This is a genomic window from Blautia massiliensis (ex Durand et al. 2017), from assembly GCF_051861785.1.
In the GTDB taxonomy this organism is placed as follows: domain Bacteria; phylum Bacillota; class Clostridia; order Lachnospirales; family Lachnospiraceae; genus Blautia_A; species Blautia_A luti_A.
The window spans coordinates 2,392,760-2,413,353 of sequence record NZ_CP146725.1 but is presented as its reverse complement, the minus strand read 5'-3'; the positions used below and the strand labels follow the sequence as shown (position 1 = coordinate 2,413,353).

21 protein-coding genes and 1 riboswitch are annotated in these 20,594 nt (G+C 45.4%); of the genes, 3 read left to right on the top strand and 18 right to left on the bottom strand.

The annotated features are described in order from the left end of the window. Window positions 1–51 precede the first annotated feature (51 nt). A complete protein-coding gene (locus tag V9W66_RS11520; protein ID WP_021652217.1) occupies window positions 52–498 on the top strand; it encodes an Lrp/AsnC family transcriptional regulator in 447 nt (148 codons plus the stop codon). Between the two features lie 30 nt (window positions 499–528). Here V9W66_RS11520 and thiE read toward each other — a convergent pair whose 3' ends face one another. The 10 genes from thiE to V9W66_RS11470 form a co-directional block, all read right to left on the bottom strand. Further along, window positions 529–1,170: a thiamine phosphate synthase gene (thiE, locus tag V9W66_RS11515; protein WP_144094204.1), complete on the bottom strand. Its 642-nt coding sequence runs from the start codon at window positions 1,168–1,170 to the stop codon at window positions 529–531. A gap of 16 nt (window positions 1,171–1,186) precedes the next feature. After that, the gene (locus V9W66_RS11510) at window positions 1,187–2,089 is read right to left on the bottom strand and encodes a hydroxyethylthiazole kinase (RefSeq protein WP_144094205.1); all 903 of its coding nucleotides are present in this window, start codon (window positions 2,087–2,089) and stop codon (window positions 1,187–1,189) included. Further along, the gene (thiW, locus tag V9W66_RS11505; protein WP_015526323.1) at window positions 2,052–2,606 is read right to left on the bottom strand and encodes an energy coupling factor transporter S component ThiW; all 555 of its coding nucleotides are present in this window, start codon (window positions 2,604–2,606) and stop codon (window positions 2,052–2,054) included. The genes V9W66_RS11510 and thiW overlap by 38 nt, the downstream gene beginning before the upstream one ends. Window positions 2,607–2,943: 337 nt before the next feature. Beyond that, window positions 2,944–3,046: riboswitch (TPP riboswitch) on the bottom strand. A 172-nt stretch (window positions 3,047–3,218) separates the two neighbouring features. Next, complete coding sequence (arfA, locus tag V9W66_RS11500) at window positions 3,219–4,724, bottom strand: arabinosylfuranosidase ArfA (protein ID WP_144094206.1); 1,506 nt, start codon at window positions 4,722–4,724, stop codon at window positions 3,219–3,221. 135 nt (window positions 4,725–4,859) lie between these two features. Next, window positions 4,860–6,557 (bottom strand): acyl-CoA dehydratase activase, encoded by a 1,698-nt coding sequence (locus V9W66_RS11495; RefSeq protein ID WP_144094207.1) that lies wholly within the window; start codon window positions 6,555–6,557, stop codon window positions 4,860–4,862. Continuing rightward, complete coding sequence (locus tag V9W66_RS11490; RefSeq protein ID WP_144094208.1) at window positions 6,554–7,834, bottom strand: 2-hydroxyacyl-CoA dehydratase subunit D; 1,281 nt, start codon at window positions 7,832–7,834, stop codon at window positions 6,554–6,556. Before V9W66_RS11490 ends, V9W66_RS11495 begins: the two co-directional genes overlap by 4 nt. Window positions 7,835–8,149: 315 nt before the next feature. Beyond that, complete coding sequence (locus V9W66_RS11485; protein WP_015526328.1) at window positions 8,150–8,329, bottom strand: DUF6472 family protein; 180 nt, start codon at window positions 8,327–8,329, stop codon at window positions 8,150–8,152. 108 nt (window positions 8,330–8,437) lie between these two features. After that, window positions 8,438–8,896, bottom strand: coding sequence for a ferritin-like domain-containing protein (locus V9W66_RS11480; protein WP_044961927.1), 459 nt, complete (start codon window positions 8,894–8,896; stop codon window positions 8,438–8,440). 178 nt (window positions 8,897–9,074) lie between these two features. Then, a complete protein-coding gene (locus V9W66_RS11475) occupies window positions 9,075–9,206 on the bottom strand; it encodes a hypothetical protein (RefSeq protein ID WP_279231431.1) in 132 nt (43 codons plus the stop codon). 145 nt (window positions 9,207–9,351) lie between these two features. After that, on the bottom strand, window positions 9,352–9,840 hold the full coding sequence (locus V9W66_RS11470; RefSeq protein ID WP_186290071.1) for a DUF1648 domain-containing protein: 489 nt from the start codon (window positions 9,838–9,840) through the stop codon (window positions 9,352–9,354). A gap of 211 nt (window positions 9,841–10,051) precedes the next feature. Here V9W66_RS11470 and V9W66_RS11465 point away from each other — a divergent pair, with 211 nt between their 5' ends. After that, window positions 10,052–11,434, top strand: a complete 1,383-nt coding sequence (locus tag V9W66_RS11465) for an NCS2 family permease (protein ID WP_144094211.1) — start codon at window positions 10,052–10,054, stop codon at window positions 11,432–11,434. 63 nt (window positions 11,435–11,497) lie between these two features. Here the strand turns inward: V9W66_RS11465 and V9W66_RS11460 are convergent, their stop codons facing one another. The 4 genes from V9W66_RS11460 to V9W66_RS11445 all read right to left on the bottom strand — a co-directional run bounded on the left by V9W66_RS11460 (window position 11,498) and on the right by V9W66_RS11445 (window position 14,063). Continuing rightward, a complete protein-coding gene (locus V9W66_RS11460; RefSeq protein ID WP_144094212.1) occupies window positions 11,498–12,352 on the bottom strand; it encodes a YitT family protein in 855 nt (284 codons plus the stop codon). Continuing rightward, on the bottom strand, window positions 12,349–12,702 hold the full coding sequence (locus tag V9W66_RS11455; RefSeq protein WP_015526336.1) for an arsenate reductase family protein: 354 nt from the start codon (window positions 12,700–12,702) through the stop codon (window positions 12,349–12,351). The genes V9W66_RS11460 and V9W66_RS11455 overlap by 4 nt, the downstream gene beginning before the upstream one ends. A 108-nt stretch (window positions 12,703–12,810) precedes the next feature. Continuing rightward, window positions 12,811–13,581 carry a zf-HC2 domain-containing protein gene (locus V9W66_RS11450; RefSeq protein WP_144094213.1) on the bottom strand — a complete coding sequence of 257 codons (771 nt, stop codon included), beginning with the start codon at window positions 13,579–13,581 and terminating at the stop codon, window positions 12,811–12,813. Continuing rightward, window positions 13,578–14,063 (bottom strand): RNA polymerase sigma factor, encoded by a 486-nt coding sequence (locus V9W66_RS11445; RefSeq protein ID WP_144094214.1) that lies wholly within the window; start codon window positions 14,061–14,063, stop codon window positions 13,578–13,580. Before V9W66_RS11445 ends, V9W66_RS11450 begins: the two co-directional genes overlap by 4 nt. A 115-nt stretch (window positions 14,064–14,178) precedes the next feature. Here V9W66_RS11445 and V9W66_RS11440 point away from each other — a divergent pair, with 115 nt between their 5' ends. After that, on the top strand, window positions 14,179–14,517 hold the full coding sequence (locus tag V9W66_RS11440; RefSeq protein WP_243121740.1) for an ATP-binding protein: 339 nt from the start codon (window positions 14,179–14,181) through the stop codon (window positions 14,515–14,517). Between the two features lie 250 nt (window positions 14,518–14,767). On the opposite strand, the gene V9W66_RS11435 is transcribed toward V9W66_RS11440, so the two are convergent. The 4 genes from V9W66_RS11435 to V9W66_RS11420 all read right to left on the bottom strand — a co-directional run bounded on the left by V9W66_RS11435 (window position 14,768) and on the right by V9W66_RS11420 (window position 20,588). Next, window positions 14,768–16,195, bottom strand: coding sequence for a glycoside hydrolase family 1 protein (locus tag V9W66_RS11435; RefSeq protein ID WP_144094216.1), 1,428 nt, complete (start codon window positions 16,193–16,195; stop codon window positions 14,768–14,770). A gap of 70 nt (window positions 16,196–16,265) precedes the next feature. Beyond that, the gene (locus V9W66_RS11430; RefSeq protein ID WP_021650624.1) at window positions 16,266–18,152 is read right to left on the bottom strand and encodes a beta-glucoside-specific PTS transporter subunit IIABC; all 1,887 of its coding nucleotides are present in this window, start codon (window positions 18,150–18,152) and stop codon (window positions 16,266–16,268) included. Between the two features lie 123 nt (window positions 18,153–18,275). Then, on the bottom strand, window positions 18,276–19,127 hold the full coding sequence (gene licT / locus V9W66_RS11425) for a BglG family transcription antiterminator LicT (protein ID WP_144094217.1): 852 nt from the start codon (window positions 19,125–19,127) through the stop codon (window positions 18,276–18,278). Between the two features lie 291 nt (window positions 19,128–19,418). After that, window positions 19,419–20,588 (bottom strand): YkvI family membrane protein, encoded by a 1,170-nt coding sequence (locus V9W66_RS11420; RefSeq protein ID WP_092072300.1) that lies wholly within the window; start codon window positions 20,586–20,588, stop codon window positions 19,419–19,421. Between the last annotated feature and the right edge of the window lie 6 nt (window positions 20,589–20,594).

Here is a 20,594-nt window from a genome sequence, read left to right as displayed (position 1 = left end):
GCTCTGTACCAGTTACAAATGACATTTTTTCATCGAAAGGAGACATTCCACATGGAACACAAACTCGACAACATCGACCGAAAGATCATCGAAATGCTTCAGAAAAACGCCCGCACCCCGGTAAAGGAAATCGCAAAGGAAGTCTTCCTCTCCTCCCCCGCTGTTTCCGCCAGGATCGAACACCTCGAAAAAAACGGGCTGATCACAGGCTACCACGCCCAGATCAACCCGGTATTTCTCGGTTATCATATAAAAGCATTCATCAACCTGGAAGTAGAACCCAACCAGAAAAAAGACTTCTATCCCTTCATCCAGTCCATCCCAAACGTCATCGAATGCAACTGCGTCACCGGCGATTACTCCATGCTCATCGAAGTAGCCTTCCGCTCCACCATGGAACTGGACCACTTCATCAACGAACTCCAGCAGTTCGGCCGCACCAAAACACAGATCGTATTCTCCACCAGCGTAGAACACAGAGATCTGCCGGTGGAATAATCCACCACTGTTCTTCACGCATTCCCTAAATCACTTTCCCATCAAAGCAACAATCTTCTGCTTCAGCTCCTGCGCATTCTTCCTCGGATCCTCCGCCTTCATGATCGCAGAAACAACCGCCATACCACTCATACCGGCGCCCTCAAGCACATCCATATTCCCGGCATTCAATCCCCCGATCGCAACCGCCGGAATCGGAACCGCCTCACAGATATCCTTCAACGTAGAAACCTTGGTAAGGATCGTCACAACCTTAGTAGTGGTAGGATAAATCGCCCCCACACCAAGATAATCCGCACCAGCCTCATAAGCCTTCACAGCAGCCTCCACCGTCTTGGCAGTAGCCCCCACGATCTTATCCGGTCCCATCAGCTTCCTTGCCACAGCAACCGGAATATCAGAAGCTCCAACATGCACACCAGCCGCATCACAAGCCAGCGCCACATCCACACGATCATCAATGATCAGCGGCACATTGTAACGATCTGTGATCTCCTTCACCTTAAAAGCCTTATCCAGATACTCCCGTCCACCCTTATTCTTCTCGCGAAGCTGGACCAGAGTCACACCACCCTTACAGGCCTCCTCAACCGTACGGAGCAAAGACTCCTCCGTATGATAAGAACTATCCGTCACCAGATACAACGTTACATCCAAATCTTTTCTATCCATCCTAATCCCCTCTTTTTCAGTATATTTCAATCTTCAACAGATCCAGCAGCTGTCGATCCGAAACCCCATAGATCTCATCCAGCAGATTTACCTGAAAGCTTCCCGGACCGCGGGAAATCTTCTCCGCTTCCTCGCCGGCGATACCCATAAGTGCAGTACCAAGCACTGCCGCAGCCAGATAATTCCCGGATCTCCCATTTAATTCCATCTCAACGCCAGACCAGACACCTGCCTCTATACTATCCGTCATCTCTTTCGCAATATTATCTTCGCACCCCGGCAAAAACGCCGCAGTCAGTGCACCGACCATACAGCCGGTTCCTGTGATCCCGGACAGCGCCGCACTGCCATTTTGTACCAGAACAACCCGTTCACCATCGGTAACAAAATCCTGTTTCCCGGTAGCCAGCACGATTGCCTGATTATTTCTGGAAAAAGCCTTAAGCACTTCACTGACTCCATCAATATTTTCCTCAGTCAGAGCATCCTCGACACCCGCATCGATTCCGATCGCATGAGACGGCAGCCCGGAAACAGCCAGAAGCTCTGACATATTTCCCTTCAGCACTGCCGGATGACCGATCCTTAAAAGCTCCCGTGCCAGATCCAGCCTGAGATCACTGCAGGCAACCCCTACCAGGTCCAGAAGAACCGGAATCTTATTTTCCATCGCGGTTCTCATAGAACGCTTCATTGACTCGATCCTGGCATCGGTAATATTCCCGAGATTCAGCATCAGCGCACCAGCCGATGCCGTAATATCTGCCACCTCTGCCGGATGCTCCGCCATGATCGGCCTTGCACCCACTGCAAGGATCACGTTGGCACAGTCATGGATCGAAATCGGATTGGTGATGCAATGGATCAGCGGCTTTTCTTCTTTAATTCGCTTTCGCAGTTGTAAAATTCTTTGTCTCATATGTTTTTGAACCCAAAGCTGCCTGGAATTTCACCAGAAGACCTGCTTTACTCAGAGCCTTCAGGAAAATATAGGCAACACATCCTCCCATTGTGGTTGCTGCAAGGAACATCGGCGTATAATAAAATGCTGTCAGTCCGCCTCTTCCCATCAGGAATGCCATCACCGGATAAGAAACCATGGATCCGATGATACCTGTTCCAAAGATCTCACCGATCACCGCGCAGATGATCTTGCCTTTGGAAAGTCTGTAGAACACACCTGAAAGAAATGCGCCAAATACTGCACCGGTCAGTGCAAGTGGCGGGATTCCCATGAACATCATACGGATCACGCCGATCATGGTCGCACAGAGAAGGGAATACCACGGTCCCATCAGAACCGAGCATACGATATTGACAAGATGCGCCGTAGGGCACATTCCCTCAATCCTCAGGATCGGTGAAATAACGACACCGATCGCAACCATCATTGCCAGCATTACCATACGAAGCGTGTGCATCCTTTGTTTTTCCATAGTGTTTTTCCTCCCTGAAATATCAGGCAGAGCCCTGTCAGATCCGGGCAAAAGCTTCCCGTCTGCTGCAGTCTGCCCTTAGATTTTGGCGGTCGAAGTTCCCTTACTTCCTCTCACTCCGAAAACACGGATTCCCATCGCTTACATGATACTTCCGGAAAAATCCTCCGGAATATCACTCTCCTGCCAGACATTAAGGCGCTCCCCTTCCTGCCCGCTCTTTCGCAGAAGCTCCACATGCAGTCTCTGTCACTTTCACATCCCCACATTGTCAGACCATTCCAGTTTCATTGCTGCATTAAAAAAGAGCGCATCCCATGGCAAACTCCACGGAGACACGCTCTCAGATCACAATCCCTCCGTTGGCATTACCCAAATCAGGTACGGTCGAAGATCTATCTTCCTCTCAGCCTGTCACACAAGCTCCCGCTGGCTCTTTTCTTTTCTGTTTTTCAATATAGCACACACCTATCCCGTTGTCAAACCTCCACTGCTTATTGCTCTTTGCACTCCCGCCGGAGACTTTCTGTTCACTCCGTTCTCAGTAACACCGGAGACTTTCTTGCATGATTTACATTTTCTGTAACTGCTTTTACTATACTTCACCGACCCTTATTTCGCAAGACGGATCATATTCCAGCTGTGTTTTGCAAAAACTGCTTCCAGTTTTCCGCCGTCCAGCTTTGAGCATTCTGCACTGGCTTTTACAGGAACTACATTCTCGGGCTGCGTCTCTGTATTGACTGCCTGAAGATTATCGTTATTCAGCACGATATGCTCTACAATCTTATATCCCTCAAACTGTCTTAAGTCACAGGAAACTTCCATATCCTCATCCATACTTTTATTCACTGCAAAGATCGTCAGCGTATCCTTTTCCTCATCCCAGACGCACACAGAATCCAGATATGGAGCTTCTCCATAAGTCTTGCTTTCATATATAGGTGTGAGAACCTGTGTATTAAGGACGGTTCCTCTTCCAAACACACTTGTCAGCATATACGGATAAAAGATCGTCTGACGCCATGCGCCTGTATCGGATGTCATGATCGGCGCAATAACATTTACCAGCTGTGCCATGCAGGCGATCTTTACACGATCTGCATGACGGAGAAGTGTGATCAGCATACTTCCCACAAGAAGTGCATCCTCAAAGTTATAAACATCCTCCAGCTGATGGGGCGCCTGTACCCATTTTTCCAGCTTCTTATCCTGTTCATTACTGTGGTACCATACGTTCCACTCATCGAAGGAAAGATTGATCTGTTTTTTTCCATGCTTCTTTGCTTTTACAGCATCGCAGATGGAAACCACTCCTGAGATAAAATCATCCATGCCCTTGGAGCTTGCCAGAAAATCGGCAGTGTCTCCCGCTGCATTTCCATAGTACTGATGCAGGGAAAGATAATCCACCTGATCGTAAGCCTCGTCAAGAACCGTATACTCCCAGGAGCCAAAGGTAGGCATTTCCAGATTGGAGCTTCCGCATGCAACAGTCTCAACCTCCGGATCCATAAATTTCATCAGGCGGGCAGTCTCTGCTGCAACTCTTCCGTACTCTGCCGCGGTTTTATGTCCCATCTGCCACGGACCATCCATCTCGTTTCCGAGACACCATAATTTGATATCATGCGGCTGTTCATAGCCGTGAGCCTTACGGAGATCACTGTAATAGGTACCACCCTTAAAGTTACAGTATTCCAGAAGATTTTTCGCATCCTCCGGTCCTCTTGTTCCCAGGTTTACTGCCATCATCACATCGCTGTCAGCTTTTCTGGACCAGTCCACAAACTCATTGAGTCCAAACTGGTTTGTCTCGATGACACCCCAGGCCAGCTCCGGTCTGGACGGACGCTGAGCTTTCGGTCCGACGCTGTCCTCCCAGCGGAATCCGGATACAAAATTTCCACCCGGATAACGAACGATCGGTACCTGAAGCTCCCTTACCAGCTCCAGAGTATCCTTCCGGAATCCCTGCTCATCAGAAAGAGGGCTGCCTTCCTGATAAATCCCCTCATAAACCGCACGTCCGAGATGTTCTATAAAGGAACCATAGATCCTTTTGTCTGTTTTTCCGGTGAGGAAATATTTGTCCACGATGATCTGCGCTTTTTTCATTGTAAAAATCCTCCTGTGATAGAATTATCATTCAGAAAACTACCATTCCGTCTATCATTTTATCATTCCATCAGGCTTATGTCATTTCTTTTCTCAGGAAATATAAGGATTTTTCAAAAATTTCCACACTTCTGGCTACAGTGCCGCATTACACTTCTCATAAGCAAACAGTGCCGCACCAAGCGCACCACAAAGCTGTGCTTCATCACAGATATAAAGCTTCGCCCCCAGCTTCTCCTCCAGTGCCTGGATGATACCTTTATTTCTGGCAACACCACCGGTCATCATGTATTCCCCCGGATTCTTTTTGCCAAGGCGGGCTGCAAGAGCTCCTACCTTGGAAGCAACAGATACATTCAGACCATGGATGATATCTGCCACGTCCTTATTCTGGGCAACCAGGGAAACTACCTCGGACTCTGCAAATACAGTACACATGCTTGAGATCACTACGTTCTCTTTCCACTCCAGACCACGGGTACTCATCTCCTCCAGGGAAAGTCCAAGAGTACGGGCCATCATTTCCAGGAATCGTCCGGTTCCTGCTGCACATTTATCGTTCATCAGGAAATTTTTTACCGCACCGTTCTCGTCAATGCTGATCGCCTTGATATCCTGACCGCCGATGTCGATAACTGTACGCACATTCGGATTCAGATAATGAGCTCCCTTTGCGTGACAGGTAATCTCTGTGATACTGTCATCACCACTGTCAATATAGGCACGTCCATATCCGGTAGTAACGATACGCACGATATCTTCTTTCCTGATCCCTGCTTTTTCCACGGCCATCTCCAGGCTCTTTTCTGCACTCATCATAGCGCCGCCGCCTGTGGGAATGATCATGGTCGATTTAATTTTTCCGTCTTTATCCAGGATCACAACATCCGTACTTGTGGAACCGCTGTCGATCCCTGCCACATAATAAACTCCTGATTCCATTTTTTTCCTTATCTCCTCGCTGATTCCTTTTGATGGGTCCATATCCTCAGAGCCTTCCAGGGTCTCCGCAAAAGCCTGCACTCTGGTAAGGAGCTGTCCTGCACTCTGGCTTGTAAAATCTGTCTCGATCTTCAGAAGCGGAACCTTGATATCACGCTTGATGCTTGCATACTCAAATCCGTAATAGTCGCAGAATTTAATAGTATGATAAATGATCCCCTTCAGGTTCGGATCCAGATACAGCCGGTTTCTTCGGGTGCTGTTGTTCATACGAAAGCAGGGCATCTGGGAAAGAAGTGCATCCGCATAAGCCAGGAACATGGCATCGTCTTCCATTTTTTCCAGCTCCTCACGGATCACTGCAAGACGTCTTCCACCTGTACAGGTCAGGTTTTCCACATCCATGCGGATATTATCCCGGATCATTTTTTCCAGGATGCCGCTGACACGGACACCCAGAACACCGATATACGGCTGGTTATCCACAGTCTCATGGGAAAAAGCATTCAGAAATCCACTTCTGTCGAAGGTTTTCCCCGAAAATTTCTCATAAGCTTTCTTCAGACGGTGGATGCCCTGGGCAAGCTTCACCTTTTCACAGTCGTTATCCTCATGAGGCATGTCCAGCATGTACAGAAATTTACATTTACCGGTACTTTCCACAATGTCGTACACACGGCGCATGGAATCACAGCAGTTAACAAGAACAAGCTGCTCTACCTTTCCCTCCAGCACTGCCTGGATCACAGATTTTCCGAAGCCACAGAGATTGGCATGGGCGATCTGGTCCGAAAGCTCAAAATTCTCCGGCATTTCCTCAAGAACCGCACATTCCTCGCCAAAGCCCTTAAACAGCTCCAGCGGTGTATATTTACAGACGTAATGTATCATGACCGTTTTTCCTCCTTACCTTCTGACAGCATTTCCAGATATGCCTGAAGTCGTGTGGATACCTGGCCGTCACTGGAATTGGCCGGGTTGCAGCCGTCACCGTCCAGGACCATGGTTGGAAGTCCTGCATTTTCCAGAGAATTTTTGATCAGGCTGGAAGCTCCGATGGTTCCCTTGCAGCCCCAATGCGCAAAAAGGATCCCGCCGTCTGCCTCTGTAAGGTTCGCCAGCTCCTGGGCACGCCGGATCCTCTGCTTCACACTTCCGTTGTAAATGCAGTTGACCATTTTTTCCGCAAGAGCCTCATAAGGATCCGAGGCCTGCATCCGCTGAAAACCGTCTGCAACAAAATCACAGGCACGGATATGCACGTTCTGGCTATAATTAAATACATCCTTTACCGGCTCCTGCAAAAACGGCATCATATGCATCCACAAAATATGAAGGCCTTCCCCCTTTGGTGCCTTCTTCACATCCTCAAGAAGCATTTTTGTGTATTTCAGGGATTCCTCTGAGCCCGCCAGAAGATGGCACATAAAGATCGCATACAGCTCATTTGTCAGGGAAGTCACCGGATCGTGTTCCTTTCTGAGGGCAAGCTGGCGGCTGTAATAGGAGGCCGCTTCATTGCTGTTGGCAACTGCACGCTGTACCGACTGCTCAGAAATCTTTTTGCCGGTGACATCTTCCAGGAATTTCTTCATCTCGCGGAGCTGATCTGCAACATAGCTGATGGAATCCTGATTTTTTTCATAGGGTACGTCAATATAAAAGCCCGGGATCTGATATTTCTGTTTCAGATAAGGAAACGTCATCATGTTTCCATCGCAGGCAAGATTTGTATAGATGGTACATTTGGGCTTCGGTACCAGTCCTGCCATGGACGCTCCCAGAAAAACTCTGTGATAGGAGCACATGGTTTCCGGAAAGCCCTCTGATTCCGTCTGTGCCAGAAATGCCTGCTCGCATCTGGTTCCGGCGATGAAGCAGGACATTGCCTCCACGGAATACGGAGTGATCCCTGCTGCTGTCAGAAGCTCTCCCGGTACAAAAATACTCACAAGAGCGGTATCGTCCGGTTTTGCAAGGGCTTTGATAATATTCTGCATGACTACACGGGCTACATACTGTCCCGAAGCCGGAAGCTTCCTGTCAGGGAAAAGCTGCAGACGTTTTTCCTGGAGCCGGTATCCAGTGAGAAGAAGTTTTCGTGCTTTTTCCGGATCCCTGATGGATTTCTCTCCCACCATATCCCCGAATTTCTTTATAATATCCAATCTGTCACATCCTCCGTCAAATCAAAAAATCTATTATAAGTCTGTCAGACGCTTACCCGAAATTTTGTCTCAGACAAAATCCTGTAGCATTATCATCGTCTGGATGGTATAAAGGCTCCACCTGTCAGACCAATATTTTTATTATAAAGATATTTTTTTCAAATGTAAACACGCCAATTTTTACAAATTTGAAGCCTTTTGCACATATCAAAACATCAAAATGCAGATTTTCACAAAACTCGCATTCCTTTTCGTGGAAAACCCGCATTTGTCTTATCACATTCTCTTCTGTTCTGTTTTTTCCGTTACTCTGCATCACATCTGATGACGTACCACCTTATATTCATCTCCGGAACGATAATACGGACATTCCTTGTAATCACTGCTCACAAAACGATAATATTCATCCTCATCCAGATTGACATCACAGTAATATTCGTCACACTCTTCATCATATGTATAGTTTGCACAGTATTCGCAGCTGGTTCCCTTCATATTTATTTCTCCTCTCTTTGCAGGAAAGTATTTCTCCCTGCTGTTCTCCTGATTATATAATAAAAAAAAGAAGAATTCCATTACTGAAATCCTCCCTTTTTTTATATATCAGAACATTCCGTTCACAGTCTTATATTTGTAAAGCATCTCCGCATGGTTCTGCTCTTCCACCTGGATATCAGCCAGAAGCTTCCTCACACCACTGTCTTCAAAAGCAAAAACATCCGAGTTGTATTCTCCGGAAATCAGCTTTTCTGTTCCGATACAGTCTGTTGCAAGAAAAGCATCGTGTTCCTTATCCTCTGAGGACATCACCGATGTGTAAGCAGCCTTTGGCTGGTAATCACGGCCGTCACTGTCATTACAGTTTACCTGTGGAACTGTACCGGAAAGCACCTGGCTCAGGGAATCGTAATGCTCCTGCTCTTTTTTCTGAAGAGTCTGAAATAAGCTTTTAAGCTCCGGATCCCTGGCCTGCTGTGCATATTTTCCGTATTTTTCAATGCAGCTTTTTTCCTGTGTCTGAAGATCCTGGATCACTGTGCGTTCTTTTTCCTTTAATATCATTATGATCATCCTTTCTTTTGATAATAATGATAGTATGGTTTGGAAACGCGATTTTATTCATATTTTACAATCCATGGAAAGAAACTCCTGCTGCCAGTCAGCCCTGGATGTTGAGACCGTGGACAGGCAGTCTGTGATCTCGTTGTATTAAGTACAGTGATTTTATCCTGACTACCTCTTATTCAAGAATCAAATCATAAAATCCCGGAACTGCTGCAGAGCTTCTGATCTGCCAGCACTGGCACAGCTCATCGGGATAGCCCTTATCCTGAAGCGCTCTGTAAAGCTCATCTGTTCTTGTATCTGTCATATGCTCCTGAGATTCCTTTCCTGTTTTTATTATAATTTCACCAAGCGGATATTCGCGATCCGCTTTCGCTGGTTCCATCCATATTCAGTACAATAAATCGAACATTTCCCTTCCACTCTTCTGCATGATCACAAACGCAACCGCTTCACGATTTATCATCCTCATCCATGCCAGTTTCTTTACCAGCCTTATATATCCCCCGGATCCCCAGGATCAATGTCACGAAAATCCCTGTGATCAGTATCCACACCGGCCACATAGGTGCCGTTCCCAGATTCCCGCTGATCCCGGCATCAAGACATACTCCAATGGATAACAGCTTGATCACAGACATCATTTTTGACGCGATTTCAAAGATATTCTCTCTGTTTTCCTCTGTCACCTCAACCGGATAATTCCACCACTGTGGAAATCTCTGACAGAACATCAGAAGTGCCAGGATCAGCAGCCCCAAAATCGGCTCCAGAAGAAGGCTGCCCTTCTTCCCATACCGGTCCGGGATCCCATGCGCATTAAAATGGATCGGCACCCTCTCCGGCAGATTTCCCCAGGTGGCCACAAGATACATCACGTACCCAAGGATCATCAGAAAGCAGAGCACATCTGTAATATTCCGCAGTTTTTTCTCAGACATTATCCATCCCCCTTTCATTGCAGAATAAACCCGTCTGTAAATTAAATACTCTCTTTCCTGTATTTTACACACAAATTGCCTGCCTGTAAATTATTTTGCAAAAAAACACCTATTATATCCATATCTGTGAGCACTAACGATTGCATACGAAATTTTTATATGATAAAATAGACATGTTGTCCAAAAACATATTTAAGAAAGGGAAAGAAATATGTTAGAAAAAATCTTCAAGCTGTCCGCAAATAAAACGGACGCCAAAACAGAGGTTCTGGCAGGTATCACCACCTTCATGACAATGGCCTATATCCTGGCAGTTAACCCGAACATCCTGTCCGCAACCGGCATGGATTCCGGAGCTGTATTCACAGCTACCTCACTGGCAGCCTTCCTGGGAACTCTGCTGATGGCAATCTTCGCCAACTACCCGTTCGCACTGGCACCCGGAATGGGTCTGAACGCATACTTTGCCTATACAGTTGTCATCGGTATGGGATACAGCTGGCAGTATGCACTGACTGCAGTTTTTGCAGAAGGTATCGTATTTATCGTTCTTTCACTTACCAATGTACGTGAAGCGATCTTCAATGCGATCCCTCTGAACCTGAAATCCGCTGTCAGTGTTGGTATCGGTCTTTTCATCGCATTTGTAGGATTACAGAATGCCAATATCGTGATCGGCGGCTCCACTCTGCTGCAGCTTTTCTCTGTAGATGGCTACAACGCAGCCAAGGGTGTGGAGGCTTCCTTCAACAACGTTGGGATCACCGTTATCCTGGCTCTGATCGGTATCATCGTAACTGGAATCCTGGTTGTTAAGAATGTAAAGGGAAACATCCTCTGGGGTATCCTGATCACATGGGGACTTGGAATTATCTGTCAGTTCGCCGGACTTTATGTTCCGAACCCGGAGATCGGCTTCTACAGCCTGCTCCCGGATTTCAGCAAAGGACTCTCTATCCCGAGTCTTGCTCCGATCTTTGCGAAGCTGCAGTTTGACGGAGTCTTCTCACTGGATTTCCTTGTTATCCTGTTTGCATTTTTATTTGTAGATCTTTTTGATACTCTCGGAACTCTCGTTGGTGTATCCTCCAAGGCAGGCATGCTGGATGAAAATGGCAAGCTTCCTAACATCAAGGGCGCCCTTCTTGCAGATGCTGTTGCAACAACTGCAGGTGCTGTTCTCGGTACATCCACAACCACTACCTTCGTAGAAAGTGCTTCCGGTGTATCCGAAGGCGGAAGAACCGGACTTACCGCAGTGACAACTGCCATCTTATTTGGCCTGTCCCTGTTCCTGTCTCCGATCTTCCTGGCGATCCCGTCCTTTGCCACAGCTCCGGCTCTGGTGATCGTCGGTCTGTACATGCTCAGCAATGTTATCAGCATTGATTTCAGCGATATGTCCGAGGCGATCCCATGTTATGTATGTATCATCGCAATGCCGTTCTTCTACAGCATTTCCGAAGGTATCTCCATGGGAATTATCACATACGTAGCCATCAACCTGATCACAGGTAAGGCAAAAGAAAAGAAGCTCAGCGCTCTGATGTATGTACTGGCAGTGCTGTTTATCCTGAAATATATTTTCCTGTAAAATATGGCAAAAAAATTCCCGGGCCTTTTGTCCCGGGAGTTTTTTTATTCCAGCAAAATATTTTTATTTCTTCGGCTGATACCGCATATTCGATACATTATAAACCGTGATAAACGCTTTCGGGTCCTCCTGGTTTATAAACTTCATCAGCTTCTGATATTCACCTTTATCTACGATGGTGATGATCTCACGGCGTTTTTCCATGTTATAAGCTCCGATGGCCTCATAGATCGTGGCTCCGCTGTGCAGGTCATGAATGATAAACTGCCTCAGCTCCTCTTCCTTTTTCGTGATGATGCAGACACGCCGCTTGATATTATTGTCAAAAATAAAATGATCCAGAACGATTCCGTTAAAATACGTTCCCAGAATACTTAAGACCACCGTCTTTTTATCATACACAAGCGCCGCGGAAAGTGCCACGCACATACCGGAAAGAGACATGGCTTTTCCAAGTTCCATGTGGAGATACTTATTCATGATCTTCGCCACGATATCCAGTCCGCCTGAGGATGCATTCCGGTTAAAAAGAATGCTAAGTCCCACACTCACTACCAGAATATAACACAGAACATCCAGTTCCTGGCTGTCTGTCATGGAACCGAAATTCGGAAAAATGATCTCAAAAAGTCCCAGAAACAACGGCAGCATCACACTGGTATAAACCGTCTTAACTCCAAACTCTCTTCCACAGGTAAAAAATCCGATGATCAGCAATACCACATTCAGGATCATGGTAATCGCCGACAGCTGCAGCGGCACAAAGTTGCAAAGCACGATTCCAAGACCGGAAATACTGCTGACCGACGTATGGCTTGGCACCAGGAAAAAATATACCGCCGCTGCAATGATCGCCACTGCCACGGTGAGGATCACGGTTTCCTTAACGATATCTGCATAATTCAGTTTCTTTTTCATGATTTCAGATACTCTTCCCATTCTTTTTCTTTAGCGCCCACCAGCACCTTGTCTTTCCCAACAAGGATTGGTCGTTTCACAAGCATCCCGTCTGTTGCAAGAAGCGCAAGCTGCTCTTCCTCACTCATCTCCGGAAGTTTATCTTTCAGTTTCATCTCTTTATAAATATTTCCACTGGTATTGAAAAAACGCTTCAGCGGAAGACCGCTTTTTTCCCACCAGGCTTTCAGTTCCTCTGCAGTTGGATTGTCCGTCTTAATATCACGCAACGTATATTCTGCGCCACTCTCATCCAGCCATTTCTGAGCCTTTTTGCAGGTACTGCATTTTGGATAGCATACAAATAACATCTTATGTCCCCCTGTTCTTCGGCAGTAAATACATAAATTCACTGCTGTCTGTTTTTTTGCCTACAGCACAGAATTTTTATAGAACTTTTTCACTGTACTGTCCAGGTTTTATTTTAACATAGACGATGCGGTATTTCTATCCTCTTGTTCCGACCATATCAGCTTCGATTTCTGTTTCATCTCATCCACAATTTTCTCCGCTGCATCCAGATCTCCCTTTGCTTCCAGCTCTGTTAATTCCAGGCTCTTCTTTCCGGCCTCCTCACTCATATAATAAACCTCTGTTACCGTTTCCGGGGTGCTGTCGTCTTCCGGTGATACTTCCTCTGTCTTTTTGGAAAAATCCTGAAGCAGCATGTCATCGCCTTTCAGTTCCAGAGTTCCTGCATATGGCGCGTCAATGGCGTAGACGAACTCTGTTTTTCCATCTTCTGTGTACTGTACTTTCATTCGGTTGATGAGATTATTGGAAGAATACAAACTGTTATTTTTTACGTACATTCCGCTATTTTCCAGGGTCATGTATTTTTCGTTGAAATACCAGTGGTCGTAGCCTGCTGCCGCAGCGATGAGTGTCAGGATAACGGCCACTGCTGCTGTCAGCACTCTGCGTATTATTAATTTTCTCCGGATTTTTTTCAGTGCGGCTGCACTTCCGGTATTTTCCGCTTCACCAGCTCTGCGTTGTGCTCCGGAGGCTGCAGATGATATCATTTGAGCCTGCTCTTTTCCCTGCTCCTCTTTCATGATCTCCAACATTTTTCTGCATTCCTTACAAGCTTCCATATGCTCTTTTACCAGCGCCTGACTGTCTTCACTTAAAATGCCGTCCACATAGGATGGCATCAGATCCTGTATTACATCACATGTGATCCTCATTGCTCCAGCTCCTCTCTGATCTTTACTCTTGCACGGTAATAAGTCACCCTCGCCCAGTTTTCACTTTTTCCAAAAAGCATTCCAATCTCACGGAAGGTCCGCTCTCCGAAGGTCCGCAGAGAAAAAACTTCTTTGTACGGTTCCGAAAGTCTATGCAGAACCTTGTGGATCTCCATAGCCTGGCTCCGCTGCACCAGCTTTTCCTCCAGAAGCTCTCCGTCAGCGCTTTCTGCTTCTTCCAGTTTCTCATCCCCGAGAAGTTGCTTCTTCTGTTTTTTCAGATGATCGTACAACGTATTCTTTGCGATCTGGCAGAGCCACACACGCACATCACAGTCACCGCGGAACTGATCTGCTTTTTTCAGCGCTTTAAAAAATGTCTCCTGTGTCACTTCCTCAGCCAGCGACCCATCCTGTGAGATAGAACGGATATACCGATATACAATGTCAAAATATGTACGGTAAAGTTCCTCTATATTCATTGGTTCTTTCTTTTCCTCCCTTCTCACTTATAAGACGACCCTGGTTTCGAAAACGTTACAGAAAATTTCCAGTCTTTTAATTGCTAATTGTTTAATAAACGCTGATTTTTATGGCGTGCGTGGTATTGTTATCAGAAAAAATACTGAAAAAATAATATTTGAAAACCCTGGTTATTCCCGAACTGGTAAACAACAGATGCGTAAAGGTGGAATATCAGACCCTCGAAATAAAATATTGATGAAAATGTTTAATCTCATCAATATAGGTGAACGTGCCGGAAGTGGTGTTCCAAATGTTTTTAATACTTGGGCAGATCAGGGGTGGCCTGAGCCAATCATTGAAGAAGAATTTGATCCAGACCGCACTATCTTAATTCTTACTATTAAGAAAAAGCGCCGTACAAAAACAGGCAGTAAAAAACAAGCAATAATTACTGCTCAGAAATATACATAATGCAGCTATGGCACAAAATGCACATCCCTATGTAAGTATCGCTACCTACAGTACTTTTTCATCCGGCATAAAAAACACTCCTCACATTCGTCACTTACAATAAGTATTACACTTTACCGTGTAAAAGTCAACCTTCCAAAAAAATCCCGGAGTATATTGTCATACTCCAGGATTTTGTCGTCAACCGGATAAAAGCAACCGCATTCGCTACATAAGTCTACACCAGATAACTGCTTCGCAGTTGATTCAGTTAAAGCTCTTCCCCGCAGGATTCAATCACTTTTTTGTACCAGTAAAAAGAATCTTTGCGGATTCTGGAAAAGTCTCCGGTCCCGTCATCATTTTTATTTACATAGATAAGACCATAACGCTTCTTGAATTCTCCGGTGGAGGCACTGACAAGATCTGTACAGCCCCAGCAGGTGTAGCCGATCAGATCTACTCCGTCATGGATTGCTTCCTTCATCTGCTCTATATGGCGGCGCATATATTCAATACGGTAATCATCGTGAATCTTTCCATCCTCTGTCAGCTGATCCACCGCCCCAAGACCATTTTCCACGATCATGATCGGAATCTGATAGCGGTCATAGATCTGGTTCAGAACATAGCGAAGACCAGTTGCATCGATCTGCCAGCCCCAGTCGGAAGCTTTCAGATATGGATTTTTCAGATTGTCACTTCCATTTCCGGCCGTTTTCTCTCCGTCCTTTGTCACGCTGACACAGCTACTGGAATAATAGCTGATGGTGAAAAAGTCCACCGTACCCTTCTTGAGGATCTCTTTATCCTCCTGAAGAACCTCCAGCTGGATTCCGTGCTCCTCAAAGTATCTCGCTGCAAATCCCGAATAATATCCTCTTACATGAACATCACCGGCAATGGAATTGTGGATCTGCCCAAACTGCTGTGCATATAAGATATCATCCGGATGGCAGGTATATGGATAACCATTGTGATAAGCAAGCATACAGCCAAGCATAAACTCCGGATCGATCTCATGAGCCATGGAAACTGCAAGTGCACTTGCTACCAGCTGGTGATGCATTGCCTGATAACGGCTCTGCTCACATACATCCTTCGGGTCCAGCATTCCTGCACAGAATACCGCACCAAAGTCCTGCGTCAGCATATTGATCTCATTAAAAGTCAGCCAGTATTTTACCTTACCTTTATATCTCTCAAATAAAACCTTTGCAAATCGAAGATAGAAATCGATCATCTTACGGCTTTTCCATCCGCCATACTCCAGAGAAAGATGAAGGGGATTCTCATAATGAGAGATCGTTATCAGCGGCTCAATGTTATATTTTCTCAACTCATCGATCACATTGTCGTAGAACTTAAGGCCTTCCTCATTTGGAGTTTCCTCATCCCCATTTGGGAACACTCTGGACCAAGAAATAGAAAAACGATATACCTTAAATCCCATCTCTGCAAAAAGAGCAATATCCTCTTTCCAGTGATGATAAAAATCAGTCGCCTGGTGATTGGGATAAAATTCTTCCGGTAACGGTGCCGGCGGTGTAAGACGACGTTCCTTATCCACACTTCCTCCTGTCAGGACATCTGCAATGGACGGGCCTCTGCCATCCTCATCCCAACCGCCTTCATACTGGTTTGCAGCGGTTGCTCCGCCCCAGAGAAAGTTTTCCGGCATACGGTTATAATTTTTCATATTTTAATTTTCTCCTTTTTACAAACATCAGGCGGATCTGTTATCTCCGCCTGATGTTTCGTTATTATTCTTATACAATAGTCAGGAATTTATCTCCTGCATTTACAGCTGCATCTTCTTTTTCCATGCATACTGCTTTGATATAATCAGAAATATTGGTCACAACAACCGGTGTGATCAGATCATATCCTTCTTTCTTAATGGCATCCATATCGAATTCCACAAGAAGCTTTCCTTTTTTTACCTTATCTCCATCAGAAACATGGGATTTAAAATATTTACCATTTAAATTTACAGTATCAAGTCCGATGTGGATCAGAATTTCTGCTCCACTTTCTGTCACAAACATGATTCCATGTTTGCTGTCCATGATATTTGCCACCGTACCATCTGCCGGTGCATAAACCTTTCCTTCTGATGGAACGATCGCTGCTCCGTCACCTAAAACCTTATCAGCAAAAGTTTTATCCGGAACATCGGAAAGTGCTTTTACAGTTCCTGCTACCGGTGCACAAAGCTCGATCTTATCTACAAGCGGAGCGTTCTGCTGTGCCGGCTGTTTTTCTGTATCTGTGTTCTGTACTTCATCCTCTGTCTCAGCCTTTACATCCTCAAATCCGAAGATAAGCGTAAGAACAAAAGCAGCTACAAAAGATACCACGATCATAATGATTCCATAAATCAGATTGATTAATCCCTTCTCGCCGATAAACGCCGGGATCGCCATGATACAATTCTGTGCAATGTAAAGAGAAACCTGAAGAAGTCCTCCTACGATACCACCGATTCCGGCTGCGATGGAAGCTGCTACAACCGGTCTTTTCAGTTTCAGTGTAACACCATACAGAGCAGGCTCTGTGATACCCATAAGAGCGGAAACACCGGCTGCACTTGCCAGCTGTTTCATGTTGCTGTCCTTGGATCTTACAGCTACTGCAAGAGAAGCTCCGGACTGTGCAAGGTTAGAGCATACCTGAGATACAAAGATCAGTGTATCGGTACCACCGGTTGCAATGGCATTCAGTCCGATCGGTGTCAGCGCATGGTGCATACCGGTCATAACGATGAACGGGAAGGTTGCTGCAAGGATACCTACAATAATGAAACCAAGTTTTACGGACAGGAAGTTGATGGCTACCGCAAGTCCGTTACCAATAATTGTTCCGATCGGTCCAACTACGATCAGGGCGATCGGTGCACTGATCAGAATTACCAGTGTCGGGTTCAGGATCAGTTTTACCATTTTCGGTGTGATCTTATCAACCAGAATCTCAATATAATGTGTGATCCATACCATCAGGATAACCGGAATAACGGAATAAGAATAAGTTGCTTTTGTGATCGGCAGACCAAACAGTGTGATGGCCGCATCACCAGCTACCATAGTTACAAAGGTAGGGCTTAAGTAAACACCGGCAATAAACAGCGCCAGTGACTGGTTCACGCGGAAAACCTTTGCAGCATTTGCTGCGATCAGGAACGGCATGAAGTAGAAAGTAACATCTCCGATAAAACTGATCACCTGGTAGGTACTGCTTGTTTCTGATACCAGATGAAAAGTTGTCAGCAGGGTAAGTACAACTTTGATCATACCGGCTGCAGTCAGGGCAGGGATCATCGGGGTCATACATCCGGTGATGGCATCGATAACTTTTGAAACAACACTCTTTGAACTGTCAGAGTTCGCTGCCGGTGCATCATCGGTAGGAACGCCTTTGTCTTCCAATGCCTTGTAAACAGCGTTTACTTCGTTTCCTGCGATAACCTGGAACTGATCTTCATGCCAGTTAACGCCGGAGATCTCAGAAAGCTTTAAGATCTCTTTCTCGTTGATCTTCGATCTGTCTTTCACATAGAAACGAAGCCTTGTCATGCAGTGGAACAGACGGGTGATATTATCTTTTCCGCCCAGCGCTGCAATCAGTGTGTCTGCAGTTTTTGCATAGTCCTTTTTCATTTGGGGACCTCCTTTAATAATAAATATTGAAATTTATATTAAAGGTCTTGCCTGAAAAGATACGCACATGGCACGTATTTCAGTAACAATCCATTAACACCTAATTTATAAAACAATCTCTTTTCACAGGTTTTTCAGACATTTATGGTCTTCTGTGATCTTCTGGATATGAATCGTCAGATACAGCATTTCATCCTCAGTCATAGCGTATTTATATTCCTCTTCCATCATAAGATAGATCATTTTTACACAGCCGTAAGCTTCTCTGTACTGCTCCTTGATGATCTTGAAAAGCTCCTGATTCTCATCATAGTGAAGCTCTTTATGAAGGAATCTCTGGGCAAAATATTTCAGATGCGTGAGAAACCGCTGATAATACAGATTATCCTCCTGAAATTCCATATTGTCATAATACTTCTCCACGATGTCCAGGATCTGATGTACGATAATGGAAATCTGATAGCTGTCCGTCTTGCCGCCATCTTCCGCATTCACAAAATGCAATGCAAAAAATCCTGCTTCATCTGCAGAAAGATCTACCTCGAACATCTCATTTACCTTTTTCAGTAATTCCAGGCCGATCTCATATTCCTTATGATAAAGCTGCTTGATATCCAGAAGCAGCATATTCTGAAGGCGGATCCCGTTTTCAAGTCTGGAGATCGCACCCATGATATGGTCGCTAAGGGAAAAATAAATACTGTCATTTAATTTCATCCCCTCTTTTTCCTTCACATCATTTACAAAAGCTTCCACAAAATCCAGATATTTTTCCGGAATAGCAGTCAGATAACCCTGTATCTCCTTGCTGATCTGGGCATTTTCCGCAGTAAAGATTTTCTCGATCCTGGACTCCTCCACTTGCTGTCCTTTCTTTTTCTGAAAGGCAATTCCGCAGCCCTTTACAATAACTTCATGTCCCTGTCCATCCCTGGACAGTATCAGATTATTATTCAAAATCTTATGGATAACCATAGTCCTGTTCCCCCGCTGCCAAACAAATAAAAAAAAGACCATTACAGTATATAGAAAACCTATTCCTATACTACTATAAGGTCTTGCCTGACGATAAATAAATATTTCAGTAACAATCCTTCTGATTCGTAACTATTTAATAACTGTACGTAATAGTATCAGAAAAAATATATGTTGTCTATCTGGAATATTTAATAAAATATTTATAATATTTTTGTGAACTTTGACAAAATCCCCTGATGATCCTGCCATACGGATCAACGGGGGATTTTCTGTTCAGCTTTTTATTCTTCAGATCTCTTTTCCCTTTGTCGCAACGGCATGTACAACAAACGGTACAAACAATGTAATAAACGCCGCATATCCAAGGTATGCATATCCCTTCTTAACAACTGTCATCAGACCGAACTGTGCGATGGCAAATGCCAGGAATGTAAAGATCGCTGTGAAAACTGCATTTCTTCCAAGGTGTCCCTGCGCTTTTTTCGCCGGGCTGTCCATACGGCGCTCCACTGCATTTACGCAGCGGGTCACAATACCGGAGATCATATTTACTGCTGTGGAGATAGCTCCAAGGATGATCAGCAGAGAAATGATCGGTGTCAGGATACCGGCGCCTACACCGTTCTGGACCAGTACCAGCATCGGTACCGATGCAGATGCCAGTTCACTTACATATGCAATGGCAAGAAGTCCGAGGATGGAAAGCTCCATTGCACAGAAATTGCATACAAACATCCAGATCGCTGCTTTGTTGATCTGTTTTTCGTCCGTTACATCCTCCATGTGCTGGTACATAACAGAAACAGATGCCAGCTGGAAGAAGAAATAAAGGACTGCTGAATAGAGCGCCGGTCCAAAGGCTCCGCTCTCGGAGGAAAGTACAGTCATTTCTCCGGAGGACATAGTATGGATGGAAGCTGTGATATCTCCCCACTGTGCAATGATATTCGGAACAAGTACCAGTACAAGACCGATGATGATCAGCACACTTAATGTAGAAGCACATTTTCTTACGACATTGGTTCCGAAAAGCGCGATCACAAAGATAAATGCTGCAATAATCAGTGTACAGAGCCAGTATGGGATCCCGAACAGTGTCTGCAGTGTGGAACCGCCGGTTGCAAAGGCTGCTGCAGATGCAGTTCCGATCATGATCAGGTAACAGATCTCATAGAGATTGGACATAACCGGTTTCGTTTTTCCGTAAAGACTGTCGGAAAAGCTTCTGTAATCGTAGGTTTTGTGTTTATAAGCATAGCGCATTCCATACCAGAAAAACAGTGCATACAATCCCTGTGTCACTGCCGGCAGGATCAGACACCAGATACCGTAGTTGATAAAATACTGATAGATCTGCGCTCCTGATGCGAATCCGCCTCCGAACTGTGTGGTAAATGCGACGAACGCAAGTCCCATAGCCAGAGGCATTTTACTTTGTAATGATTTATTCTGACTCATCTCTCT